The sequence below is a fragment of the Streptomyces sp. CA-179760 genome (assembly GCF_050937045.1).
In the GTDB taxonomy this organism is placed as follows: domain Bacteria; phylum Actinomycetota; class Actinomycetes; order Streptomycetales; family Streptomycetaceae; genus Streptomyces.
Genome location: NZ_JBNJLZ010000001.1, coordinates 6557448 through 6580944 on the forward strand (window position 1 = coordinate 6557448; position 23497 = coordinate 6580944).

General features: G+C 71.2%; 21 protein-coding genes and 1 pseudogene. 11 read left to right on the plus strand and 11 right to left on the minus strand.

Annotation, left to right across the window (positions count from 1 at the left end; all coding sequences use genetic code 11):
* Positions 1-170: 170 nt before the first annotated feature.
* Both ACQEV8_RS29990 and ACQEV8_RS29995 read left to right on the plus strand, forming a co-directional pair.
* Positions 171-956 carry an SDR family NAD(P)-dependent oxidoreductase gene (locus ACQEV8_RS29990; RefSeq protein ID WP_432966437.1) on the plus strand — a complete coding sequence of 262 codons (786 nt, stop codon included), beginning with the start codon at positions 171-173 and terminating at the stop codon, positions 954-956.
* Between the two features lie 29 nt (positions 957-985).
* Positions 986-1933, plus strand: coding sequence for an aromatase/cyclase (locus ACQEV8_RS29995; protein ID WP_432966439.1), 948 nt, complete (start codon positions 986-988; stop codon positions 1931-1933).
* Between the two features lie 160 nt (positions 1934-2093).
* Here the strand turns inward: ACQEV8_RS29995 and ACQEV8_RS30000 are convergent.
* The 4 genes and pseudogenes from ACQEV8_RS30000 to ACQEV8_RS30015 all read right to left on the minus strand — a co-directional run bounded on the left by ACQEV8_RS30000 (position 2094) and on the right by ACQEV8_RS30015 (position 6220).
* Positions 2094-2848: pseudogene (locus tag ACQEV8_RS30000) on the minus strand (SDR family NAD(P)-dependent oxidoreductase).
* A 9-nt stretch (positions 2849-2857) separates the two neighbouring features.
* Entirely contained in the window at positions 2858-4189 is a 1332-nt protein-coding gene (locus ACQEV8_RS30005) for an activator-dependent family glycosyltransferase (protein WP_432966441.1), read from the minus strand.
* Between the two features lie 7 nt (positions 4190-4196).
* A complete protein-coding gene (locus ACQEV8_RS30010) occupies positions 4197-5762 on the minus strand; it encodes an NDP-hexose 2,3-dehydratase family protein (protein ID WP_432966443.1) in 1566 nt (521 codons plus the stop codon).
* Positions 5763-5764: 2 nt separating this feature from the next.
* Positions 5765-6220 (minus strand): nuclear transport factor 2 family protein, encoded by a 456-nt coding sequence (locus ACQEV8_RS30015; RefSeq protein WP_432966445.1) that lies wholly within the window; start codon positions 6218-6220, stop codon positions 5765-5767.
* A gap of 225 nt (positions 6221-6445) precedes the next feature.
* Between ACQEV8_RS30015 and ACQEV8_RS30020 the strand changes: the two genes are divergently transcribed.
* From ACQEV8_RS30020 to ACQEV8_RS30045, 6 genes are all read left to right on the plus strand, one after another.
* Entirely contained in the window at positions 6446-6700 is a 255-nt protein-coding gene (locus tag ACQEV8_RS30020) for an acyl carrier protein (protein WP_432966447.1), read from the plus strand.
* On the plus strand, positions 6697-7560 hold the full coding sequence (locus tag ACQEV8_RS30025; protein WP_432966449.1) for an SDR family NAD(P)-dependent oxidoreductase: 864 nt from the start codon (positions 6697-6699) through the stop codon (positions 7558-7560). The genes ACQEV8_RS30020 and ACQEV8_RS30025 overlap by 4 nt, the downstream gene beginning before the upstream one ends.
* Before the next feature lie 74 nt (positions 7561-7634).
* On the plus strand, positions 7635-8462 hold the full coding sequence (locus ACQEV8_RS30030; protein ID WP_432966451.1) for a VOC family protein: 828 nt from the start codon (positions 7635-7637) through the stop codon (positions 8460-8462).
* A gap of 53 nt (positions 8463-8515) precedes the next feature.
* Complete coding sequence (locus tag ACQEV8_RS30035) at positions 8516-9727, plus strand: cytochrome P450 (protein ID WP_432966453.1); 1212 nt, start codon at positions 8516-8518, stop codon at positions 9725-9727.
* 398 nt (positions 9728-10125) lie between these two features.
* Entirely contained in the window at positions 10126-10827 is a 702-nt protein-coding gene (locus tag ACQEV8_RS30040) for an AfsR/SARP family transcriptional regulator (RefSeq protein ID WP_432966455.1), read from the plus strand.
* Between the two features lie 22 nt (positions 10828-10849).
* A complete protein-coding gene (locus tag ACQEV8_RS30045; RefSeq protein ID WP_432966457.1) occupies positions 10850-11962 on the plus strand; it encodes a DegT/DnrJ/EryC1/StrS family aminotransferase in 1113 nt (370 codons plus the stop codon).
* A 2-nt stretch (positions 11963-11964) separates the two neighbouring features.
* Here the strand turns inward: ACQEV8_RS30045 and ACQEV8_RS30050 are convergent, their stop codons facing one another.
* Genes ACQEV8_RS30050 through ACQEV8_RS30060 form a run of 3 tightly spaced genes read right to left on the minus strand, consistent with a single transcriptional unit; the run spans position 11965 to position 14789 of the window.
* Positions 11965-12888 carry an NAD-dependent epimerase/dehydratase family protein gene (locus ACQEV8_RS30050; RefSeq protein WP_432966459.1) on the minus strand — a complete coding sequence of 308 codons (924 nt, stop codon included), beginning with the start codon at positions 12886-12888 and terminating at the stop codon, positions 11965-11967.
* Between the two features lie 7 nt (positions 12889-12895).
* Positions 12896-13522 (minus strand): dTDP-4-dehydrorhamnose 3,5-epimerase DnmU, encoded by a 627-nt coding sequence (dnmU, locus tag ACQEV8_RS30055; protein WP_432966464.1) that lies wholly within the window; start codon positions 13520-13522, stop codon positions 12896-12898.
* 46 nt (positions 13523-13568) lie between these two features.
* Positions 13569-14789, minus strand: a complete 1221-nt coding sequence (locus ACQEV8_RS30060; RefSeq protein ID WP_432966466.1) for an acyl-CoA dehydrogenase family protein — start codon at positions 14787-14789, stop codon at positions 13569-13571.
* A 165-nt stretch (positions 14790-14954) separates the two neighbouring features.
* On the opposite strand from ACQEV8_RS30060, the gene ACQEV8_RS30065 reads away from it, so the two are divergent.
* Both ACQEV8_RS30065 and ACQEV8_RS30070 read left to right on the plus strand, forming a co-directional pair.
* The gene (locus tag ACQEV8_RS30065) at positions 14955-15734 is read left to right on the plus strand and encodes a cyclase family protein (RefSeq protein WP_432966468.1); all 780 of its coding nucleotides are present in this window, start codon (positions 14955-14957) and stop codon (positions 15732-15734) included.
* Between the two features lie 62 nt (positions 15735-15796).
* Positions 15797-17026 carry a methyltransferase domain-containing protein gene (locus ACQEV8_RS30070; RefSeq protein WP_432966470.1) on the plus strand — a complete coding sequence of 410 codons (1230 nt, stop codon included), beginning with the start codon at positions 15797-15799 and terminating at the stop codon, positions 17024-17026.
* Here the strand turns inward: ACQEV8_RS30070 and ACQEV8_RS30075 are convergent.
* The 3 genes from ACQEV8_RS30075 to drrA form a co-directional block, all read right to left on the minus strand.
* Complete coding sequence (locus tag ACQEV8_RS30075) at positions 16999-18588, minus strand: FAD-binding protein (protein WP_432966472.1); 1590 nt, start codon at positions 18586-18588, stop codon at positions 16999-17001. The genes ACQEV8_RS30070 and ACQEV8_RS30075 overlap by 28 nt on opposite strands.
* A 125-nt stretch (positions 18589-18713) precedes the next feature.
* Positions 18714-19565 (minus strand): daunorubicin/doxorubicin ABC transporter permease DrrB, encoded by an 852-nt coding sequence (gene drrB, locus ACQEV8_RS30080; protein WP_432966474.1) that lies wholly within the window; start codon positions 19563-19565, stop codon positions 18714-18716.
* The gene (gene drrA, locus ACQEV8_RS30085; protein WP_432966476.1) at positions 19562-20554 is read right to left on the minus strand and encodes a daunorubicin/doxorubicin transporter ATP-binding protein DrrA; all 993 of its coding nucleotides are present in this window, start codon (positions 20552-20554) and stop codon (positions 19562-19564) included. The genes drrB and drrA overlap by 4 nt, the downstream gene beginning before the upstream one ends.
* 233 nt (positions 20555-20787) lie before the next feature.
* Here drrA and rdmE point away from each other — a divergent pair, with 233 nt between their 5' ends.
* On the plus strand, positions 20788-22398 hold the full coding sequence (rdmE, locus tag ACQEV8_RS30090) for an aklavinone 12-hydroxylase RdmE (protein ID WP_432966478.1): 1611 nt from the start codon (positions 20788-20790) through the stop codon (positions 22396-22398).
* On the opposite strand, the gene ACQEV8_RS30095 is transcribed toward rdmE, so the two are convergent.
* Positions 22376-23398 (minus strand): helix-turn-helix transcriptional regulator, encoded by a 1023-nt coding sequence (locus ACQEV8_RS30095; protein WP_432966480.1) that lies wholly within the window; start codon positions 23396-23398, stop codon positions 22376-22378. The two genes, rdmE and ACQEV8_RS30095, sit on opposite strands and share 23 nt — an antisense overlap.
* Between the last annotated feature and the right edge of the window lie 99 nt (positions 23399-23497).

Consider the following 23497-nt stretch of genomic DNA (forward strand, 5'->3'; position numbering starts at 1 on the left):
GGTCCAGGTGTGGGGTGGACGTCGGTGAGACGGTGCGGCCGAGTCCGCATATGTGCGGTCACGCCGGACTCCGAGGCTCTGCGGCGCCCCTCGACCCCCTCTGGAGGCCGGGTCGTCAAGCGAGGCTCGAGCGCGAGGTGTGAGGTTGGCCCTCCGTCGAAGGGAGGACCATGTCCGACGCAGCCGACCGGGTCGCACTCGTCACCGGAGGAACCAGCGGGATCGGCCTCGCGGTGGTGCGCAAGCTCGCCCGGGACGGGACCCGGGTGTTCCTGTGCGCTCGAGACGAGAGCGCCATCACCGGCACTGTGAAGGAACTTCAGGCATCGGGACTGGAGGTGGACGGCGCGCCGTGCGACGTGCGGAGCACAGCCGACGTCGACCAGCTGGTCCGTACGGCCCGGAACCGCTTCGGGCCGATCGACATCGTCGTCAACAACGCGGGCCGCGGCGGTGGTGGCGTCACTGCCGAGATCACCGACGACCTGTGGCTGGACGTCGTCGACACCAACCTCAGCGGGGCCTTCCGGGTCACCCGCGCCGTCCTGGCCGGCGGCGGCATGCCGGAGCACGGCTGGGGCCGGATCATCAACATCGCCTCCACGGGCGGCAAGCAGGGAGTGGCCCTCGGCGCCCCCTACTCCGCCTCCAAGAGCGGCCTGATCGGCTTCACGAAGGCCGTCGCGCTGGAGCTGGCCAAGACGGGCATCACCGTCAACGCCGTCTGCCCCGGGTACGTCGAGACGCCCATGGCACAGGGCGTCCGGCAGCGGTACGCCGCCTTCTGGGGCGTCACCGAGGACGACGTCCTGGAGAAGTTCCAGGCGAAGATCCCCCTCGGACGCTACTCGACGCCCGAGGAGGTGGCCGGGATCGTGCACTACCTGGTCTCCGACAGCGCCGACTCGATCACGGCCCAGGCCATCAACGTCTGTGGTGGCCTCGGTAGTTACTGACCGTTCGCGACCCGAACTCAGGAGGGCAGATGTCCGAGTCGCCGCTTCAGCAGACCGAGCACGAGATCCACACCTCCGCCGCGCCGGACGCCGTGTTCGCCGTGCTGGCCGACGCAGGGGCCTGGCCCGCCGTGTTCCCGCCCAGTGTCCACGTCGAACAGGTCGAGCGCACCGGCTCCACCGAGCGTATCCGCATCTGGGCCACCGCCAACGGCTCGCTGCGCACCTGGACATCGCGGCGCGAGCTCGACGAGCGGGCCTGGCGCATCCGCTTCCGGCAGGAGGTATCCGCCCACCCCGTCGCCGCGATGGGCGGCGAATGGATCGTCGAGGAAGCCGGCGACGGCGGCACCCGGGTGCGGCTGACGCACGACTTCCGGGCCGTGGACGACGACCCGGAGACGATCGGCTGGATCCACCGGGCCGTGGACCGCAACAGCGAAGCGGAACTGACGTCCCTGCGTACCGCGCTGGAACGGCCCGAGGACACCGCGCCGACGACCTTCGAGGACACCGTCATCGTCCGCGGCCGTGCCGAGGACGTCTACGACTTCCTCCACCGCAGCGACCTCTGGGAGGAGCGGCTCTCCCACGTCGCGCGGATCGCGGTCAAGGAGGAGGAGCCGGGGCTCCAGCACATGGAGATGGACACCCTCACCGCGGACGGCTCGGTGCACACCACCGCGTCGGTGCGGGTGTGTTTCCCCGAACGGCGCGTCATCGTCTACAAGCAGCTGCGTACGCCGCCGCTGCTCGCGCTCCATCTCGGCCGCTGGTCGGTCCGTCCCGCCGAGGACGGCGACGGGATCGCCGTCACCTCGGCCCACACCGTGTCCGTGGCCCGCTCGGCGATCCCCGGTGTCCTCGGTACGGGGGCGACCGAGACCGACGCCGTGGACTTCGTCCGCCGGGCCCTGGGCCGCAACAGCCTGCTGACCCTGGAAGCGGCCAGGCAGTACGCCGAGTCCAGCGCCTGAGACGAGCGTCCCGAGCCCGCACGGGCCCTGTCCCGATTCCCTCGGGGCAGGGCTCGCCACGTCCCGGGCCGGTGGTCAGGGCGGGTCGCCCTCCGGTGAGCGTGCGAAGGGCGCCCTCCGGTGAGCCAGGGCAGCCTGAGGGTGTCCGGTCCGACGAGCCTCACGTCACCGAGAGGCCCCCGTCCACGGCCAGGACGACACCGCTGGCGTAGGCGGCTTCCGGATCGGCGAGCCGCACCACCCACCACGCGACGTCCTCGGGCCGGCCCACACGGCCGAGCGGGACGCGCTGCCCCATGGCTTGCAGAAAGCCGTCGTACGCCTCCTGGGACATCCCCGCCCGGACCCCCGCGCCGGTCTCGATCACCCCGGGGCGACACCGACCACGCGGATGCCGCGGGGACCGAGTTCCACGGCCCAGGACCGCGTCAGCAGGTCCAGGCCCGCCTTGGCCGCCCCGTACACCGCATTCCCCGGCCAGGCCCGCCGGCCGAGCGCGCCCGCCGAACCGATGTTCACCACCAGGCCGGAAGCGGTCTCCAGCGGGCCGAGCAGCGCCTGGGTGAGCAGCACGGGGGCCACGAGGTTCGTGGCCACCTGCGCCTCCACTGCGGTCCGGTCCAACTCGCCCAGGTGTCCGAAGGCGGCCGTGGCGGCATTGTTCACGAGCACGTCGACCACGCCGCCGAGCTGCTCGCGCACCTCCCGGGCGACCGCCTCCGGCGCCGCGGGGTCGGTGATGTCCACGGCCAGCGTGTGCCCGTCCTTGTGCCCGTCCACCGTCTCGGCCAGCGGACCGGGAGTCCTGCCCAGGACGAGGACACGGTCGCCCCGGGCGGCGAAGGCGCGGGCGACGGCTCGTCCGATGCCGGAGCCGCCGCCGGTCACGATCACGGATCGCTGTGTGTTCTCCATGCGGCGAGGCTAGGCACCGCTGGTGGAAGGCGACTTGAGCGCCGGACGCCGCTCCGCCTCGCCGGCCCGGTGCTCGGCGGTCAGCCGCTCCAGCACGGGCACGATGTCGTTCGGGCTCGGCGTCCCGACGATCTCGGCGCGCACCCGGCGCGCCCCGGCGGCGTACGACGGATCGTCGAGCAGGGCGAGGACGCGCTCGCGCAGCAGTTCCGGCGAGACGTCCCGGGCGTCCACGTAGCTGCCCGCACCGCTTCGGGCCAGGCCGTGCGCCTTCTCCATGGCGTCCCACATCATGTCGGGCACGATCAGCTGCGGAATCGCGTGCACCAGGGCTGTCATGAACGTGCCGGACCCACCGTGATGGATGATGCCCGAGCAGGACGGCAGCAGGGCGTTCAGCGGGACGAAGTCAACGGCCCGCACGTTCGCGGGCAGGGCGCCGAGCCCCTCGCGCAGCTCCCGTGGGAGGGTGGCGACGACCTCCACGTCCAGGCCCTCCACGGCCGCCAGGACGTCGGAGGCGGCGACCGCGCCGGCGCCTGTCGCCTCGCCGAGGGACACACCGAGCGTCAGGCACAGGCGCCGCGGGTGGCGGGGCGGCTCTCGCAGCCAGTCCGGGAGCAGGGAGGGCCCGTTGTACGGCACGTAACGCACCGGCACACAGGGCAGGTCCAGGGGGATGCGCATCGACGGCGGTGTGGGGTCGATCGTCCACTGACCGAGGACCAGCTCCTCGCTCATGTCCCCGGCGCTGCCGCCGCACCGCTCCAGCGTCCAGGTCAGCCACTCGGCCAGCGGGTCGTCGCGCAGCTCGGGCGGCTGCCGGTCGAGCAGGGCGCGGAACGCCGTCCTGTTCCGGCCCATCTGGTCCGGGCCGAACAGCAACCGGGCGTGCGCCGCCCCGCTGAGCTGGGCGGCCACCGGACCCGCCAGGGTCAGCGGATCCCAGACCACGAGGTCCGGTCGCCAGTCGCGGGCAAGGCCGACGAGGTCGTCGACCATGGGCTCGGGGCACACGTTCTGGAAGACCATGGCGGTCATCGCGGTGAACATGCCGAGCGCGTGGTCCCACGGGAAGGGGTCGTAGCGGGTGTTGCTCATGGCGAGACCGCCGAGGTTGCGGTCGTCCTCGAAGCTGGCGTTGGCCTCCCGGGTCTCCTCCTCGATGTTGAGGTCCTCCCCGATCCGCACGGCGGTGAGACCGGCCCGGACGATGTCGTCGAGGACGTCGGGCTGGCTGGCCACGAGCACTTCGTGCCCAGCGGTCCGCAGGGCCGACGCCAGGGTGACCTGGGCGTAGACATGGGACCGCGCGGCCATGGTCGCGAACAGGACGCGCACGGGGAACTCACCTCCGGGGCGGGGCGGACGGCACGGCCGAGCGGGTGACGGGCGAGCCCACGGACAGGCTGTGCAGACAGGCGACCAGGGTGCGGGCCTGAACGTTGACGTAGTGGGAGTGACACAGCAGCCCGACCAGTTGGTGGAGCGTCAGCCAGCGGTAGTCGCCACCGTCCGGAATGTCACGGTCGGCTTCGACGATCATGTAGGTGTTCACCGCGTGGTAGAAACGCCCTCCTTCCTCGGCGAGGGCGATCGCATAGCGCACGCGCTCGGGCGGAGCCTCCAGCACGGCGTCGAGGTAGCGGGGTCTGGCCTCGGCAGGCAGGGCGTGCAGACTGCCCGGGGTGCACTGCACGGTGGGCGCGATCTCCACGACGTCGACATAGCCGGGCTCCACCCGCGCGTGCGCCAGGACGTGGAGGACCCGGTCGATCCGCCGGACCAGGAAGGCCGCGACCCCCTGGTCCTTGGGCTCGATCATCGGCTGGCTCCAGCCGGGGACCTCCCGCGAGGCGGCCGTCACGTCGACGGCCATCACCTCCAGGAAGCGTCCGCTCTCATGGGCGATCACGCCGTCTCGCTCGTACCAGTGCGGCAGCGTGTTCAGCGCGGCCGGGCGGGTGACCACGTCGGTGCGGCTGCGCAGGTCGGCGATCCAGCTGACGATGTCCACGGTGCTGTGCAGGCTGCCCTCGGCCGCCGTGCACGACCGCACGACGGAGTGGTGGAAACCGGCGTCCACCCGGCCCTCGCCGCCGTCGGGACGGCTGGGGACCGCCGGGTGGGTGCCACCGGGGCCGTCGGCTCCGGCCGGTTCCGCGTCGGCCAGCGGGTGCGGTCCCTCGCTCGCGAACGGCAGGCAGGCCAGCACCGTCCTCGCGTCCATGTTCACGAGGTTCTCGACCCCCAGCAAACGGTGCAGCTGACCCAGCGTCAGCCAGTGGAAGTCCTCGTGCAGCGGGACATCGCCGAACACCTGAACGATCATGTTGCGGTTGCGCTTACGGTAGAACCAGGACCCCTGTTCGGACTGGAGCACGTCGGCGACCACCTGCCGTTCGGCGGTGTCGCGGAAGTGTTCCAGATACGGGATGGCCTTGCCGCCGTGCACCCGCGTGTAGTTGCTGCGGGTGGCCTGGACGGTCGGGGAGAGCTGAAGCCCGCCCGGGTTGCCGGGCTCGAACTTGGCCTGGACGAGGCAGTGCAGGACCCCGTGGCACTCCTTCACCAGGAAGCCGAGGATGCCCACCTCGGGCTGGTTCACGATCGGCTGGGACCAGTGCGGCACGGGGGCGCCCGGGAGGTGTACGTCCAGTCCCTCGATGCTGAAGAACCTGCCCGTGTGATGGGAGACGGTTCCGCTGACCGGGTGGCGGCTCCACCCCTTGAGGGCGTCCAGCGGAATCCGCTCGGTGCGGTGCACGACCTGAGCCGAGCGGTCGGCGTACCACGCCCAGAAACGGTCCATGCCGCCGCCCAGGCCGTCCCGGGCGAGGACGGACCGGGCGATCTGGGCGGTCATCGCGGCGCCGCTGTGCCGGCGCACCGAGAGGGCCGGGAGAGAACGCATGGTCAGTCCAGCCCGTCCCGGGTGACGGTGCGGTGTTTGACGCGCCACTCGCTCGCCTCCCGCACCAGGATGTCCATGCACACCGTGCTGCGGCGCAGCACCGGGTCGCCGTCGCGCGGGGTCTCCAGCACCACCGCGTAGCTGCGGGCCGCGACCTCGTCGGGCTTTCCGTCGACGGTCAGCATGCCGATCCAGTGCCGGCGGGTGATCCCTTCGGCGGCGAACCGGTCCGTGGTCTGCCGTGCCGCCCGCGCGATGTCTGCGGCCCCGCGGACGGCCTCGCCGCCCACCTCGAAGACGCCGTCGTGCGCGAACGTGCGCGCCCAGTCCTCGGCCCTGCCGTCGTCCAAGAGCTGCATCTGCCTGGCGTAGAACCGCTGTACCTGGAGGTAGATGCCGGGGTCCGCCGCATCCGCCGACTCGGTCGTCGGCGCGTCGTCAGCCGGGAGCGCGTCCATGGTTACCCCTCGGGTCGTGTGATGGCCTCGGGTGGCCCGTTCCTGGCCCGGCCGCGTGCGCCCGCCGGCCGGCGTGCCCAACTTGTTCCGCGCGTCTTGAGGCAGGGCGGACAACCGCCGGTCCACCGCCGCTCCAGTACGACTGGACCTGCGGAACCGAGGGTGGTCGCCGCGGTCCCCACCGGGCCGTACACGTCGTGCAGCAACCGGTACGGAGGAGCAGGGATGGCTGAGCTCAGCCTGGCGGAACTGCGGGAGATCATGCGGCAGAGCATGGGGGAGGACGAGGCGCCCGACCTGGCGGACGTGGACGCCGTGACCTTCGAGGACCTCGGGTACGACTCCCTGGCCGTCCTGGAAACGGTCAACCGCATCGAGCGGACCTACGGAGTGAAGCTGCCCGAGGAGGAACTGGCGGAGATCAGGACACCGCACGGCCTGATGGTCTTCGTCAACGAGAGGCTGCGGGCGGCGGCATGACGGCCTCCACCCCGCACCACGGGACACCGCACGGCGGCCTGTCAGCCCGGACGGTGCTGGTCACCGGGGCCACGTCCGGCATCGGCCGGGCGGCGGCCCTCGCGGTCGCCCGCCAGGGGGCCCAGGTCGTGCTCGTCGGCCGGGATCCCGAGCGTCTGCGGAGCGTCACGAACGAGGTGGCCCGGACCGCCGGCCCGGCCCCGGACGCCTTCCACGCGGACTTCACCGAGCTGCGCCAGGTGCGCGACCTGGGAGAGCGGCTGCGGGACCGGTACCCGCGCGTCGACGTCATGGCCAGCAACGCCGGCGGCATGTTCTGGTCGCGCACCACGACCCCGGACGGGTTCGAGGCCACCATCCAGGTCAATCATCTCGCGGGCTTCCTGCTGGCACGGCTGCTGCGGGAGCGGCTCGCGGGCGGGCGGCTGATCCTCACCTCGTCCGACGCGTACACCCAGGGCCGGATCGACCCTGACGACCTCAACGGCGACCGTCACCGCTACAGCGCGGGCCAGGCGTACGGCACGTCCAAGCAGGCCAACATCATGGCCGCGGCGGAGGCCGCCAGGCGCTGGCCGGACGTGCTGGCGGTCAGCTATCACCCCGGCCAGGTCCGCACCCGCATCGGACGGGGCACCGTCGCCTCGTCCTACTTCCGGTTCAACCCCTTCCTGCGCTCCTCGGCGAAGGGCGCCGACACTCTCGTGTGGCTGGCGGGCGCGCCGACAGGGGAGTTGACCCCGGGCGGCTACTACGCCGACCGGCGGCTGTCTCCGGTGAGCGGCCCGACCGCCGACGCCGGCCTCGCGGCGAAGCTCTGGGAGGCCAGCGCGGCCGCCGTCGGCGGCACCGCGCACTGACGGCGCCCGCCCGCATGTCCGTCTCATCCGCGAGCGCAGACGCTCGTGTGCCGATCCATCGAAAGGAACGATTCGTGACCAGGTTCGCGCCCGGCGCTCCCGCATGGTTCGACCTCGGTTCGCCCGATGTCGCCGCCTCGGCCGACTTCTACACCGGCCTCTTCGGCTGGACCGCCACCGTGGTCAGCGACCCGGGCGCCGGGGGATACACGACGTTCAGCTCCGACGGGAAGCTGGTCGCCGCGGTCGCCCGCCACCAGATCGACACCCCGTACCACCGGCCGTACGGGACCGGGAACGACCAGCACGGCATGCCGGCCATCTGGACCGTGTACTTCGCCACCGACGACGCCGACGCACTGACCAAGCGGGTCGAGACGGCGGGCGGCGAGGTCATCATGACCCCGATGGACGTCCTCGGCCTCGGCCGGATGGCGGTCTTCGCCGACCCCGCCGGGGCCGCGTTCGCGGTCTGGCGCAAGGGAGTCATGGAGGGCGCGGAGGTGACCGGCGTGCCCGGCTCGGTCGGCTGGGTCGAGCTGGTGACCGACGGCATCGGCACCGCCCGGGACTTCTACCCGGCGACCCTCGGACTGGCTCCTGCCGACACCGGCCTGGAGGGTGCGACCGACCCGGTCTGGCACATCGGTGACACACCGGTCGCCGGTACCCAGGAGCTGGGCGTCACCGGCGCGGTACGGCCGCACTGGGCCGTGCTGTTCGCCGTGCGCGACTGCGACGCGACAACCCGGCGCGCCGTGGAACTCGGCGGCTCCGTCGAGAACGAGCCCGCCGACATGCCCAGGGGACGGCGGGCGGACCTGCTCGACCCGCACGGGGCCGGTTTCTCGGTGGTCGAACTGCGGGAGGGGTACCCCGCGGCGGCGGGCGGTGCCTCGTGAGCGGCGAGGCGCCCCGGGTGGCCGTCGACCCCTTCGCGTGTCCCATGATGACCATGCAGCGCAAGCCCGAGGTGCACGACGCCTTCCGGGAGGCGGGCCCGGTCGTCGAGGTGAACGCCCCTGCGGGCGGCCCCGCCTGGGTCGTCACCGATGACGCACTCGCCCGCGAGGTGCTGGCCGATCCCCGGTTCGTGAAGGACCCCGACCTCGCCCCCGCAGCCTGGCGGGGGGTGGACGACGGTCTCGACAGCCCCGTCCCGGAGCTGCGTCCGTTCACGCTCATCGCCGTGGACGGCGAGGCCCACCGGCGCCTGCGCCGCATCCACGCACCCGCGTTCAACCCGCGCCGGCTGGCCGAGCGCACGGACCGCATCGCCGCCATCGCCGACCGGCTGCTCACCGAACTCGCCGACGAATCCGGCCGGTCGGGCAAACCGGCCGAGCTGATCGGTGGCTTCGCGTACCACTTCCCGCTGCTGGTCATCTGCGAGCTGCTCGGCGTGCCGGTCACCGACCCGGCGATGGCGCGCGAGGCTGTCAGCGTCCTCAAGGCACTCGGCCTCGGCGGCCCGCAGAGCGGCGGGGGCGACGGCACGGACCAGGCCGGGGGCGTGCCGGACACCTCGGCCCTGGAGAGTCTGCTCCTCGAAGGCGTGCACTCAGCCCGGCGGAACCACACCCAGACCATGACCCGCGTGCTGTACGAACGCGCGCAGGCCGAGTTCGGCTCGGTCTCCGACGACCAGCTCGTCTACATGATCACCGGACTCATCTTCGCCGGCCACGACACCACCGGCTCCTTCCTGGGCTTCCTGCTCGCGGAGGTCCTGGCGGGCCGCCTCGCGGCGGACGCCGACGACGACGCCGTCTCCCGGTTCGTGGAGGAGGCGCTGCGCTACCACCCGCCGGTGCCCTACACGTTGTGGCGGTTCGCAGCCACGGAGGTGACCATCGGCAGCGTCCGGCTGCCCCGCGGAGCGCCGGTGCTCGTGGACATCGAGGGCACCAATACCGACGGCCGCCATCACGACGGACCGCACGCCTTCCACCCGGACCGTCCCTCGTGGCGGCGGCTCACTTTCGGTGACGGCCCGCACTACTGCATCGGGGAGCAGCTGGCACAGCTGGAGTCGCGCACGATGATCGGCGTACTGCGCAGCAGGTTCCCCGCGGCCCGACTGGCTGTGCCGTACGACGAGTTGCGGTGGAGCCGGAAGGGAGCCCAGACGGCGCGGCTCACCGAACTGCCCGCCTGGCTGAGTTGATCCGCCGGCCACGACCGGCACGGGACCGCCCACCGCGCACGGCGCGGTGGGCGGTCCCGTGCCGTGTACTCGGTGCGGACATCCTCCCCGGCTCACCCACTGTGACTTTCTCACATCAAGACGTGATGGATTAATACCAGCAAGTGCCGCACACACTTTCATGGCGGGCATTCACTTGCGAGGATGGAGCGAGCAAACGGGGCCGCCCGAGAACATCCTTCGGCCGCCGGGAATATGCCACCTGCTGACGCGATCGGAACGCCACAGAGGGAGCACCGGCAATGCAGATCAATATGTTGGGCCCGCTCGTCGCACACCACAATGGCACGTCGGTGACCCCGATAGCCAGAAAACCCAGACAAGTATTCTCACTGCTCGCCCTCCAGGCAGGAACCGTCGTGCCTGTGCCCGCGCTGATGGAGGAACTCTGGGGAACTCAGCCCCCGGCGAGCGCGCTGACCACCCTTCAGACCTACATCCTCCAGGTGCGCCGAGGCATCACCGTGGCCCTCGGCGCGAGCCATAACGGACCCGCCAAGGACGTGCTGCGCACCTGCTACGGCGGCTACCTGCTCGACGTGGACCCCACCCACACCGACGTGCACGCCTTCGAGCGTCTCGCCGAGGAGGGCAAGCGGGCGTGCGAGCGCAGGGAGTTCGACCTGGCGTCCGCGCGCTTCCGTCACGCACTCGACCTGTGGCATGGTCACGCGCTCGTGGACGTGCACGCCGGCATGCGGATCGGCATGGAGGTGACACGCCTGGAGGAGAGCCGGCTCGGCGTCCTGGAGGCCCGCGTGGAGACCGACCTCAGGTTGGGCCGACACGCGAGCCTGCTGCCCGAGCTGTCGGCGCTCACCGCGCGCCATCCCATGCACGAGAACCTGTGGGCCCAGTTCATGATCGCCCTGCACCGCTCGGGCCGCACAAGTCAGGCCCTCGAATCCTTCATCAAACTCCGCAAGACACTGGTGAACGAGCTGGGGGTGGAGCCGTCCGCCCGTCTCCAGCACCTTCAGCACGCGATTCTGCGGGCCGATCCCGGCATCGACCGGAACAGTCCGGAAGTCCCGGCAGCCGCGTCCGTCGCGCTTGCCTGACCGCGCCCCGACAAGGAGTCACGTGTCCACCCACGTCTGGCAATACCTCAATGAATACCGGGAAGAACGCGCCGACATTCTCGACGCGGTGGAAACCGTATTCGAGTCCGGCCAACTCATTCTCGGGAGCAGCGTCCACTCTTTCGAGGAGGAGTTCGCCGCCTATCACGGACTGCCGCACTGCACCGGCGTCGACAACGGCACCAACGCGCTGGTCCTAGGCCTGCGGGCGCTCGGCATCGGCCCGGGGGACGAGGTCGTGACGGTCTCCAACACCGCGGCCCCCACTGTGGTCGCCATCGACGCCGTGGGCGCCACGCCCGTCTTCGTCGACGTGCACGAGGACAACTACCTCATGGACACCGGCCGGCTCCGGTCGGTGATCGGCCCGCGCACCCGGTGCCTGCTGCCCGTCCACCTCTACGGCCAGAGCGTGGATATGACCCCCGTGCTCCAGCTCGCCGCCGAGCACGACCTGAAGGTGCTGGAGGACTGCGCTCAGGCCCACGGCGCCCGCCGCCAAGGACAGCTGGTCGGCACCCAGGGCCACGCGGCGGCCTTCTCCTTCTACCCGACCAAGGTTCTCGGTGCCTACGGCGACGGCGGCGCCGTCATGACGCCGGACGCGGAAGTCGACCGGCGCCTGCGGCGGTTGCGCTATTACGGCATGGAGGAGCGCTACTACGTCGTGAGCACCCCCGGGCACAACAGCAGGCTCGACGAGTTGCAGGCCGAGATCCTGCGTCGGAAACTGCGCCGCCTCGACGCCTATGCCGAGGGCCGCCGGGCCGTCGCCCGCCGCTACGAGGAGGGACTCGGCGACCTCGACGGCCTGGTGCTGCCCACGACCGCGGAGGGCAACGACCACGTCTACTACGTGTACGTGGTGCGCCACCCCGAACGGGACCGCATCCTGGAGGCGCTCACCGCCTACGACATCCATCTGAACATCAGCTACCCGTGGCCGGTCCACACCATGAGCGGATTCGCCCACCTCGGCTACGGCCCCGGCGACCTGCCGGTGACCGAGCGGCACGCCGACCAGATCTTCTCCCTGCCGATGTATCCCTCGCTGCGCGGCGAGGAGCAGGGAAAGGTGATCGACGCGGTGCGGGAGGTCGTCGGAAGCCTGTGAGCTCAGGCCGGGGCGCCGTGCGCGGTCCGCCACATGCTGTGGACCGAGTCCCGCAGACCGATGCGTGGCGCCCAGGGCAGTAACCGCCGGGCCCGCCCGATGTCCAGCCGGGTCCAGTCGCCGCCCTTGCTCCGCACCGGCGCGGCCCGGCGGTCGACCCGGTCCTCCGGGAAGGCAGCGGCCTCCAGCAGCCAGCCGACCAGGTCACCGATCGGCACGGCGTCGCCGCGCCCTATGTTGACGACCAGTCCGCCGACCGCCGGAGCCCGCCCGGCCCGTACCACCGCCTGTGCGACGTCCCGCACGTCGATGAAGTCCCGCCGGGCGTCGGCGACGCTCAACTCCAACCGGCCGCCGTCCGCGAGGGCGGTGCTGATACGCGCCATCAGGCCGGCCAGGAAGCTCTCCTGCGGCGGGTACGGGCCCGACATGTTCGCCGCGCGCAGCACCACCGCGTCCAGCACACCGGCCCGCGCGGCGGCCAGGACGGCCGACGAGGTCTCCAGCTTGATGCGCGCGTACGGTGTGACCGGCTCCGGCACCAGGTCCTCGCACAACAGCGTGCCGGCCGGGACGGGACCGTACTCGTGCACCGAACCCAGATGGACCAGCCGCGGCCGGTACGGGAGCAGCGCGAGGGCCTCCACCAGACGCCGCACCAGCCGCAGGTGCGAGTACGTCATCTCCTCCTCGGTGTCGCCCCAGCCGCCCGCCGCGTTGACCACGACGTCCGCCGGGGGATCAGCCAGCACCGTGGCGATCCGCCCGGGCGCGGCGGCCGTGAGGTCCAGCGCCGTGAACCCGCACCCGTTCAGATGCGGCGCCGGGCGACGGGCCACGCCGTGCACGTCCCACCCCTGCGCCGCGTACGCCGCACACACCTGTCGGCCGACGCTGCCCGTCGCCCCCAGAACCACGACCCGCATGCCCGCCTCACCCGTCTCCACGCGTCCCGGCCGACGGCCACAGCTCCGACTCGACCGCCCGGCACGCGGCGTACTCCGGGAGGGTGCCGGCGGCTCGGGCCTGTTCCAGGGTCGGTGCCGCCCGGTCCCGGCCGGACAGCAGCGGCTCCAGGTCGCCCGGCACGGGCAGCCCGAGCGCCGGGTCCAGCGCCGACACGGCGAGCTCGTTCGCCTGCACGTACTCCCCGGACAGCATGTACGACATGACGGTGTCGTTCTCCAGGGCCACGAAGGCGTGCCCCACCCCGACCGGGAAGTACACCGCCCGGAACTCCCGGGGGTCCAGCTCGACGGCGTCGCACCTTCCGTACGTCGGGGAGCCGACCCGCACGTCGACGACGATGTCCAGCGACCTGCCGCGGGCGCAGTACACGTACTTGGCCGAGCCCGGCGGCGTCACGGTGTAGTGCACTCCCCGCACCACCCCACGCCGCGACCGGCTGTGGTTCGTCTGACGCACCGGAAAGAACGGGTGGCCGACCGCGGCCGTGAACGCCTCCTCCCGGAACGGTGAGACGAAAAGCCCCCGCTCGTCCGGAAACACCTCCGGCTCGAACGTGAACGCCCCCTGCACCGCCAGTTCCCGCGCCTTCATCGACGTCCTCCGACTCCAGGGATCCCTGTCCCGCGTTGCCCGGTGCTCATCGGCCCAGTGCCACTTCGCTCAGGTAGTCGACGCCGTCCGTGAAGTTGTAAGGGTGCATGAACCCGCCCGCCCGGACATCGCGGTACATGCGCGCCAGGGGATGGGAGTTGCTGTAGCCGGCCCCGCCCACGAGCATCAGGCAGTCGTCCACCACACCCACGGCGTGCCGGTTGACCAGCAGCTTGGCGTACTGGAAGGGCGTCATCATCGCGCGGCCGCGGGCGGCGAGGTCGCCGCTGAGGTCGTCGGCGAGCCGGTCGGCGGTGGTCAACGCGCTCGCCACCGCGGTGTGCAGCGCGAACAGCCGGGCGTCGATATCGGCGATCGTTGTCCGTACCCCGGCCGGCGCCGCGCCACCGCGCCTGCGCAGTTCCACGACGGCGATCCTGCGGGCGGCCTCGGCGATGCCGACGTAGATGCCCAGCATGGCGATCGAGCTGACCGTCTGCCCGGCGAGCGCCGCGTCGTCGCGGACGCCCAGCTCGCCGCGCGGCAGGACCCAGCTCCGGTCCACGGGACAGTCGTCGAAGACGATGTCCACGCTGCCCGAGGACCGCATGCCCATCCCGTCCCAGTTGTCCAGCACGGTCAGGCCCGGGCTCGTACGCGCGACGACCGGCGCGGCCAGCCGGACGGGCGCGCCTGCCTCCTCCAGCCGGGCCGACACCACGTAGTGGGTGGCGATCCCAGCCATGCTGACCAGCGTCTTGCGGCCGTTCAGCCGGTAGGAGCCGTCCGCGGCGCGGGTGAGCACGGTGGTGCCGCGTACGTCCTTCACCGCTCCGCAGATCACGGCCTCGCCCGAACCCATGTGCCGGAGCAGGTCCTCGGCGAGCGGCCGCGTCGACGGTGCCCCGTGCCGCCACTCGAAGTCCAGGGTCATGCCCCGGCTGAACTGCATGTGCAGGGCCAGCGCCACGCCCGCGTCCCGGCCGGCGATCCGGGCCAGGGCCAGCGCGATGTCGTGCAGCGAGCGGACGCCGAGTCCTCCGAGGTCCTCCGGGACGGTGGCGCCCAGCGCTCCCTCCTTGCGCATCCGGTCGAACAGGTGGACAGGCAGAGCGGCTTCACGGTCGTTCTCCCGGCTCTCCGCCTCCAGGGTCGGCAGATACCGCTCCAGGAGGTCGAGCAGCCGTCGCCCGGCCGGGGTCTTGGGTTCGCACAGGCCGTTGTCGGCCAGGACACCGGGGTGTTCGTGCACAGATGCCTCTGTCATGACTCCTCGTAAGGATGGGAGACAACTCCTGGGGAGCAGGCTGCCGACCGGCGTTCGAGCGTCACTGGAGCGAAGGTTCCGGGCACGTGGTCCACCGGCGTTCCGCCGCCGCTCTAGGGCTTGCCGGTGTGCTGTGGTGGCCCGAGAGGAGCGGAGGCGACGACCATGCGGATCATCGACATCTCCAGCGCGGTGGACGCGTCGGGATGGGAACCGGACGAAGTGCGGCACGAGGTGCTCAGCCCTCGGGACGGCGCCGTCCACATGAGCGAGGAGATGCGACGTCACTTCGGCGTCGACTTCGACCCCGACGAGTTGCCCGACGGCGAGTTCCTGTCGCTCGACCGGCTCACGCTCACGTCCCACACCGGCACGCACATAGACGCTCCCTCCCACTACGGCTCGCGGGCGCACTACGGCGACGGCAGGCCGCGGAACATCGACGAGTTGCCGCTCGACTGGTTCTACGGCCCCGGGCTGCTGCTCGACCTCACCGGTTGTGAGGGGCCGACGGCCGGCGCCGGGGACCTGGAGAAGGAACTGGCCCGCATCGGCCGGGTGCCGGAGCCGGGCACCATCGTGCTGCTCCGCACCGGCGCCTCCGAGCGGGCCGGGACGGAACGGTACTTCACCGACTTCACCGGTCTGGACGGTCCCGCCGTGAACCTGCTGCTCGACCATGGCGTGCGGGTCATCGGCACCGACGCGTTCAGCCTGGACGCGCCGTTCGGCGCCGTCATCCGCCGGTACCAGGAGACGGGTGACCGGTCGGTGCTCTGGCCGGCGCATGTCACCGGCCGCCACCGGGAGTACTGCCAGATCGAGCGGCTGGGGAACCTGGCCGCGCTGCCGGGGTGCGACGGCTTCCACGTCGCCTGCTTCCCGGTGAAGATCGCCGGCGCGGGTGCCGGCTGGACCCGCGCGGTCGCCTTCGTCGACGAATGAACGTTCCGAGACGTTCCGAGCGGTGGCCCCGGCTCGGCGGCCACCCGGCATCGAGAGGGATCATGGAGCCGAACGAATCGACATGTCGTATCTGCGGTGGCCGAGTACGGGCGTTCTTCGACTTCGGCCGCCAGCCGCTGTCCGACTACTTCCCGTCGGAGGAGGAGCTCGACAACGAGTTCTTCTTCCGGCTCGCGGTCGGGATGTGCGCCACGTGCACCATGGTCCAGCTGCTGGAGGAGGTGCCCCGGGACCGCATGTTCCGCTACGACTACCCGTACCACTCGTCGGGGTCCGAGCGGATGCGCGAGCACTTCGCGGCCACCGCCCGCCGGCTGATCGGCACCGAGCTGACCGGGCAGGACCCGTTCTGCGTGGAGATCGGCAGCAACGACGGAGTCATGCTCCGCACGGTGCGCGACGCCGGTATCCGGCACCTCGGTGTGGAGCCCTCCGGCGGTGTCGCGGACGTGTCCCGGGCCGAGGGCATCCAGGTGCGGACCGCGTTCTTCGAGGAGTCCACGGCCCGGGAGATCGTCGAAGAGCACGGGTTCGCGAACGTCATCTACGCGGCCAACACCATCTGTCACATCCCCTACCTGGACTCCGTCTTCCGCGGCGTGGGCGCCTTGCTCGCTCCGGACGGCGTGTTCGTCTTCGAGGACCCCTACCTCGGCGACATCGTCGAGAAGAACACCTTCGACCAGATCTACGACGAGCACTTCTACCTGTTCACCGCCCGCTCGGTGAGCACCACCGCCCAGCGCTTCGGGTTCGAACTGGTCGACGTCGAGCGGCTCCCGGTGCACGGTGGCGAGGTCCGCTACACCATCGCCCGCGCGGGCCGGCGGCAGCCGAGCCCCCGGGTCGGCGAGCTCATTGCCGAGGAGAGCCGGCGCGGCCTCGCCGACCTGACGACGCTGGAGAAGTTCGGCGCCCAGGTCAAGCGGGTCTGCTGGGACCTGGTGGCCCGCCTGCGGGAGCTGCGCGACCTCGGCTTCTACGTCGTCGGGTACGGGGCGACCGCCAAGAGTGCCACGGTGCTCAATTACACGGGAATCGGCCCCGATCTGCTGCCGTGCGTCTACGACACCACGCCGGCCAAGATCGGCCGCTGGCTCCCCGGGTCGCACATCCCCATCCGCTCCGCGGAGGAGTTCCGGGCCCCCTACCCCGACTACGCGCTGCTCTTCGCCTGGAACCACCTGGAGGAAGTCCAGGCGCGGGAGGCGGAGTTCACGAAGCAGGGGGGCCGCTGGATCCTCTACGTCCCCGAGTTCCGGATCAGCTGACCCCGGGGGGCGTCGTCCCCGGGCAGCCGGACCGAGAGGGCGTGCCGGAAGGCGTCGCCCGGATCCCAGTGCTCCTTGACCCGCTGAAGCGCGGCGTAGTTGTCCCGGAAGTACAGACGGTGCCAGGGCACGCCACTGCGGTTGAGGCCCGGGTCGGCCAGGTCGGCGTCGGCGTAGTTCACGAAGGCGCCTCCGTAACCGCGGCCGGGATCGGGCACTCCGCCGGAGTCGCCGAAGAACTCCCCGTAGGACGCCCGAACCCAGTCCAGGTGGACGGCGTCCTCTCCCTCGTCGAACCAGAACACCGACCAGTAGGTCTTGAGCACGGCGTCCCGGTGGGCCATGGCTGTGTCCGCCGGGCCGGGCCGGTTCACCTCACCCCCGTGCGAGAGCAGATAGACCGTCGCGGCGGGGTTGTGGTAGCCGGACGTGTCGGTGAGCCGCCGGTACACCATCCGGGCCTGCTGTTCGCTCCAACCAGTGCGCAGGAACGCCGCCTTGGACTTGAACCGGCCCTTGACCCCGGCGAACTCGTCCGGGACGAGTGTCGCCGCGAGCCATGGCTGCGTGGTCACCGAGACCTCCGGGCGGGCGCCGACGTTCCTCGACACCTCCGCGATGAATCGGTCGGTGAGCTCCTCCGCGTCGGGCCGCGTGGCGTCGACGGCCGTCTCCAGCGTCAGAGGCCCGCCGCTGACCCGGGGTAGGGCGAGACTGTTGTCGAGCTGGGTGCCCGGATCACCGGGGGTCGCGTGCCGCTCGTGCCAGGTGCCGAAGTTCCCCACGAGCGTGAGGAAGGCGGCCTCGTCGACGCTCTGCCAGTCCCAGCGCGCCGTCTTGCGCAGCACCGAGGCCGGCGGCCTGGGCAGCAGCCGGTCCGGGTCCGTGGGCCGGGAGCCCGCGTCCGTGCCGGGGGAGCGGAACAGATAGCGCGTGACCAGACCGAAGCTGCCCCCGCCCCCACCGGTGTGCGCCCACCAAAGGTCACGGTGCGGATCCGACAGCTCCCTGGTGGCCCGCACCAGCCGCGCCCGCCCGCCGGAGTCCACCACCACGACCTCGACCCCGTAGAGATGGTCGACCGACAGCCCGTACCGGCGGGACAGCGCTCCGCCCCCGCCGCCCGCGACATGGCCGCCGACCCCGACCTCGGGGCAGCGTCCGGCCGGGACGGTCACGCCCCACCGCAGGTACAGGCTCCGGTACATGTTTCCGAGGGTGGCCCCCGAGTCGACGGAGAACGCGTTCAGTTCGTCGTCGTAGCGGACCGACCGCATCTCGGACACGTCGATCACCGTGGTGACGGCGGGGTCGTCCACGAGCGACTCGAAGCAGTGCCCCCCGCTGCGCACCGCCAGACGGGAGCCGTCGCGCACGCTGTCCTGCACCGCCCGCACGGCCTGTTCCGCGGTGGCCACCACCCGGACGGTGTCGGGGTCGGGGTGGAAGCGGGCGTTGATGCCCCGGCCGACCAGGTCGGGGTAGCGGGGATCGTGTCGGCCGACGGCCGACGGCCGGGCCTGCGTGTGCGGTGCCGAGGGAGCCTGTGGGAACCGGGCCACGGGAGACGCCCCTTCCAGGTGTCTGCGAACTGTCTCCGGGATCTGTCTCCGGGGACAGTAGAGGTGCCGCTCACACCCCCTCAACGTCGCTCCAGCGTGGCGCGAGCGGCACTCCGGCACCCGTGTCAGTGGGCGTTCTTGTTGCGGTACAGACGCATGGTCAGCGGTGCGAAGACGGCCACCAGACCGGCGGAGACGCACAGGACCAGGCCCACGTCCCAGAAGCCGGCGGTGCCGTGCATGAGCTCGCGGGAGGCCGTCGCCGCGTGGCTCATCGGGTTGGCGTCGACGATGGCCTGCATCCAGCCCGGCATCGTCTCCGGCATGACGAAGATGTTGCTCATGAAGAGCATCGGATAGAGCACGATCATGCTGGTCCCCGAGACCCGCTCGGGCTCGCTGGCCACCACGCCCAGGGCGGCGAAGATCCAGCTCACGCTGAACCCGAAGACGATGAGCACCAGGATCGCGCCGACCACGCCGAGGAAGCCGCCGTCGGGGCGGAAGCCCAGCAGCAGGCCGAGGGACACCGTGGTCGCCAGAGCGACGACGTACCGGAGCACGTCACCGAGGAGACTGCCCGCGAGCGTCGCCGGCTGCCAGAAGGGGAGCGTCCGGAAACGGTCGAAGACGCCCTTGTGGATGTCCGTGTTGAGTGAGGTGCCGGTGTAGACCGTCATCATGACGACCGCCTGCACTGCCACGCCCGGAAGGTAGAACTGCAGGTACTCCTCGGTGGAGTCCGCGAATGCCCCGCCGAACAGGTACGTGAACATCAGCAGGAAGATCAGCGGCATCAGGACGATGTCGATCAGCTGCACCGGGAAGTGCTTGAACGCCATCATCGCCCGCCACAGATGGGTCATGGTGGCGGACACCGCCGTCGCGCGGGCCGGGCGTTCACCCGAGGACAGCACCGTCCGCAGCCGGCCGCTCACAGGAGTCGTGGATTCCACGGTGCCGGGGGATGTGGTCATGCCGCCTTCTCCTCTTCCGCCGCTTTCTCGGTGCGCCCGTCCTCGGCCGGGTGGCCGGTCAGGGCCAGGAACACCTCGTCGAGACTGGACTGGCCGAGGGAGAAGCTGCGTACCTCCAGCGGCGTACGCGACAGCTCGGCCAGGGCCCGCATGCCCTGCCGGGGGTCGTCGATCCGCGCGGTCAGCGCCGTGGGGTCGGAGTCGCGGTGGACCGTGACTCCCAGTTCCGCGCTCAGCAGCCGTTCCGCCTCGGCGCGCGACTGGGCGTCGTGCAGGCGCAGCCGCAGGACGTTGGACCCCAGCGAGGACTTCAGCTCCTCGGTGGTGCCCTCCGCGATCACCCGGCCATGGTCGATGACCGCGATGCGGTCGGCCAGTTGGTCCGCCTCGTCGAGATACTGCGTGGTCAGCAGCGCCGTTGTGCCGGCGTCCACCAGCGCCCGGATGATGTCCCAGACCTGGTTCCGGCTGCGCGGGTCGAGACCGGTGGTCGGTTCGTCCAGGAAGAGCAGGTCGGGGGTGACGACGATGCTCGCGGCGATGTCGAGCCGCCGCCGCATACCACCGGAGTAGGTCTTCAGGAGCCGGTCGCGGGCGTCACCGAGTCCGAAACCGTCGATCAGCTCGGCGGCGCGGTCCCTGGCCCGGGCCCAGGAGTAGCCCTGGAGCCGGCCCATCATGACGAGGTTCTCCGTACCGGTCAGGCCCTCGTCGACGGAGGCGTACTGGCCGGTGACACTGATCCTGCGGCGGACCGTGTCGGGTTCGCTCGTCACGTCGTGACCGAAGACCCGGGCTGTACCGCCGTCCGGACGCAGCAGCGTCGCCAGCATGCGGATGGTGGTGGACTTGCCGGCGCCGTTCGGCCCCAGGATCCCGTAGACGAGACCGGCCGGGACGTTGAGGTCCAGGCCGTCCACCGCTCTCGTCCCGTTGTAGACCTTGACGAGGCCGGACGTTTCGATGGCCGATGTCGGCTGCGCGTTCACAGAACGCCCCCAGTAGTCACATGGAGCGGACAAAGCGTGCACGGTAAATGATTTCGGTCACTCGGCTTCACGTTGAGTACCGTAGCCCTCAATGAGGACACTTCATGGCCGCGATGGCCCCGTTCGCCAAACCATTTTTTGTACGGGGCTCCACCGGGCCTCGTGACCCCTTCGAGTGGGGCGCCCGACGCTGGGGGTGCGGCGGCAGACGCCGCCAACCCAGGAGGTATGAGGTGGCCTTGACGAAGCCGGATGTCGATGTCCTCGTGGTGGGCGGCGGTCTCGGAGGGCTGACCACCGCCCTGTTCCTCGCCCGCCGGGGCGTGCGGGTCCTGCTGGTGGAGCGGCACGCCACCACCTCGGTCCTGCCCAAGGCGGCCGGCCAGAACCCGCGCACCATGGAGCTGTTCCGCTTCGGCGGCGTGGCCGACGAGATCCTGGCCACGGACGACATCCGCGGTGCCCAGGGCGACTTCACCATCAAGGTCGTGGAGCGGGTGGGCGGCCGTGTCCTGCACAGCTTCGCGGAGAGCTTCGAGGAACTGGTCGGTGCGACGGAGCAGTGCACACCCATGCCCTGGGCGCTCGCCCCTCAGGACCGAGTGGAGCCCGTTCTGGTGGCCCACGCCGTCAAGCACGGCGCGGACGTCCGGTTCGCCACCGAACTGACCTCCTTCCAGGCGGGCGACGACGGTGTCACCGCCCGCCTGCGCGACCTGGGCACGGAAGCGGAGAGCACCGTGCGCGCCCGCTACCTGGTCGCCGCCGACGGACCCCGCAGCGCGATCCGGGAGAGCCTGGGCATCACCCGGCACGGCCACGGCACCCTGGCCCACTTCATGGGCGTCATCTTCGAGGCCGACCTCACCGCCGTCGTACCGCCCGGCTCCACGGGCTGGTACTACCTGCAACACCCGCTCTTCACCGGCACTTTCGGCCCCACCGACCGGCCCAACCGGCACACCTTCTACGTCCGCTACGACCCCGAGCACGGCGAGACGCCTGACGACTACACTCCGCAGCGCTGCACCGAGCTGATCCGGCTGGCCGTCGACGCGCCCGGGCTCGTCCCGGACATCCTCGACATCCAGGCCTGGGACATGGCGGCGTACATCGCCGACCGGTGGCGCGAAGGGCCGGTGCTGCTGGTCGGCGACGCCGCCAAGGTCACCCCGCCCACCGGGGGCATGGGCGGCAACACCGCCATCGGCGACGGGTTCGACGTGGCCTGGAAGCTGGCCGCCGTGCTGCGCGGCGAGGCGGGCGAGGGGCTCCTCGACAGCTACGGGGCGGAGCGGTCGCTCGTGGCCCGCCTCGTCGTCGACGAGTCACTCGCCATCTACGCCCAGCGCATGGCACCCCACCTGCTCGGCAGCGTTCCCGAGGAACGCGGCACGGCGCAGGTCGTCCTGGGCTTCCGCTACCGCTCCGCCGCCGTCACCGCAGAGGACGACGACCCCGAGCCGGCCGAGGACCCGCGACGCCCGTCCGGCCGCCCGGGCTTCCGCGCGCCCCACGTCTGGATCGAACAGGACGGGACACGGCGTTCCACCGTCGAGTTGTTCGGCGACCGCTGGGTGCTCCTGGCGGCACCGGAGGGCGGCACGTGGGCACAGGCGGCCGCCCGCGCCGCCGCGGATCTGGGCGTCCGTCTCGACGCCCATCTCGTCGGCCGCGATGTCACCGACCCCTCCGGCGAACTGACGCGGACCTACGGGATCGGCAGGGCGGGAGCCGGCCTGGTGCGTCCGGACGGCGTGGTCGCCTGGCGTACGGCGGTGGCGCCGGGACCGGAGGCCCAGGACCTGCTGCGCACCCTGCTCACCCGGCTGCTGGCCCGCTGACCGGAAACTCCCGCGTCGCCGGCACCACCACGGAGCGGTCCGGCCCCGGCGACGCGGCCCGGGCCAGCCGCCCCGACAACTCCCCTAGGTAGCTGATCAGTTCAGGCGGCTCGTGCACCTCGAACTCGATGCCGAACATCCCGATGGTGAGCGCCAGCCACTCCAGCGAGTCGGCGGCCGAACGCAGCAGGCACGTTCGGTCGTCGACCGTCGTGAGGATTCCGTCGCGCGGGCGGATCCGCTCCGCCACCACCTCGACCGGCGCGTGCAGAGTGACCAGTGCCCGGTAGCTGGCCAGCGAGGACGTGATCGACTGCGCCACATAGGCCGCCGCGTCCTCGGCCGGCAACTCGCGCTGCTGGAAACGCACCCCCGTCAACAGCAGCGAATCCATCCGGTCCACGCGGAAGGTGCGCCAGTCCTGCCGCCCCGTGTCCCAGGACAGCACGTACCACTTACGGTTGACGTGGACCAGACGGTACGGCTCCACCAGACGGCTGCTCGTCTCCCCGTCGCGCTTGCGGTAGGTGAATCTCAGCCGCTCCTGGTCGCGGCATGCCTGGGCCACCGACGCCAGGTACTCGGGGCTCACGGTCGGGGTCACCGTGAACATGGGAACGGTGTACATCTGAAGGGCATTGACCCGGCTGCGCAGCCGCTTGGGCAGCACCTGCTCCAGCTTGGCCAGCGCGCGGATCGAGGTGTCCTCGATGTCCGCCACGCTTCCCCCCGCGGCCGTCCGCAACCCGACCGCGATGGCGACCGCCTCGTCGTCGTCGAGGAGCAGCGGCGGCAGGCTGGCGCCCGCCTCCAGCCGGTAGCCACCGCCGACGCCCGGGATGGCCTGAACCGGGTAGCCGAGATCCCGCAACCGTTCTACGTCCCGGCGCAGCGTCCGCGGGCTGACCCCGAGCCGCTCCGCCAGCTTGCGCCCCGGCCAGTCCCGACTGTTCTGGAGGAGGGACAGCAGACGGAGCATGCGGGATGGCGTCTCGGTCATACCCCCAGAGTGGCACGAATTGCGGTCACTTCATGGCCGCGATACCGCCATCTTTGTCACCGGCCACACAGGCGCCCATAGCCACTCTCTGAATCACCT

What these genes read in the sequence shown, in the direction of transcription:
- ACQEV8_RS29990 (WP_432966437.1), top strand. Translation starts at nt 171, where the DNA reads ATGTCCGACGCAGCCGACCGGGTCGCACTCGTCACCGGAGGAACCAGC.
- ACQEV8_RS29995 (WP_432966439.1), top strand. Translation starts at nt 986, where the DNA reads ATGTCCGAGTCGCCGCTTCAGCAGACCGAGCACGAGATCCACACCTCC.
- ACQEV8_RS30010 (WP_432966443.1), bottom strand. Translation starts at nt 5,762, where the DNA reads ATGCGTTCTCTCCCGGCCCTCTCGGTGCGCCGGCACAGCGGCGCCGCG.
- ACQEV8_RS30015 (WP_432966445.1), bottom strand. Translation starts at nt 6,220, where the DNA reads ATGGACGCGCTCCCGGCTGACGACGCGCCGACGACCGAGTCGGCGGAT.
- ACQEV8_RS30020 (WP_432966447.1), top strand. Translation starts at nt 6,446, where the DNA reads ATGGCTGAGCTCAGCCTGGCGGAACTGCGGGAGATCATGCGGCAGAGC.
- ACQEV8_RS30025 (WP_432966449.1), top strand. Translation starts at nt 6,697, where the DNA reads ATGACGGCCTCCACCCCGCACCACGGGACACCGCACGGCGGCCTGTCA.
- ACQEV8_RS30035 (WP_432966453.1), top strand. Translation starts at nt 8,516, where the DNA reads ATGCAGCGCAAGCCCGAGGTGCACGACGCCTTCCGGGAGGCGGGCCCG.
- ACQEV8_RS30050 (WP_432966459.1), bottom strand. Translation starts at nt 12,888, where the DNA reads ATGCGGGTCGTGGTTCTGGGGGCGACGGGCAGCGTCGGCCGACAGGTG.
- dnmU (WP_432966464.1), bottom strand. Translation starts at nt 13,522, where the DNA reads ATGAAGGCGCGGGAACTGGCGGTGCAGGGGGCGTTCACGTTCGAGCCG.
- ACQEV8_RS30060 (WP_432966466.1), bottom strand. Translation starts at nt 14,789, where the DNA reads ATGACAGAGGCATCTGTGCACGAACACCCCGGTGTCCTGGCCGACAAC.
- ACQEV8_RS30065 (WP_432966468.1), top strand. Translation starts at nt 14,955, where the DNA reads ATGCGGATCATCGACATCTCCAGCGCGGTGGACGCGTCGGGATGGGAA.
- ACQEV8_RS30070 (WP_432966470.1), top strand. Translation starts at nt 15,797, where the DNA reads ATGGAGCCGAACGAATCGACATGTCGTATCTGCGGTGGCCGAGTACGG.
- drrB (WP_432966474.1), bottom strand. Translation starts at nt 19,565, where the DNA reads ATGACCACATCCCCCGGCACCGTGGAATCCACGACTCCTGTGAGCGGC.
- ACQEV8_RS30095 (WP_432966480.1), bottom strand. Translation starts at nt 23,398, where the DNA reads ATGACCGAGACGCCATCCCGCATGCTCCGTCTGCTGTCCCTCCTCCAG.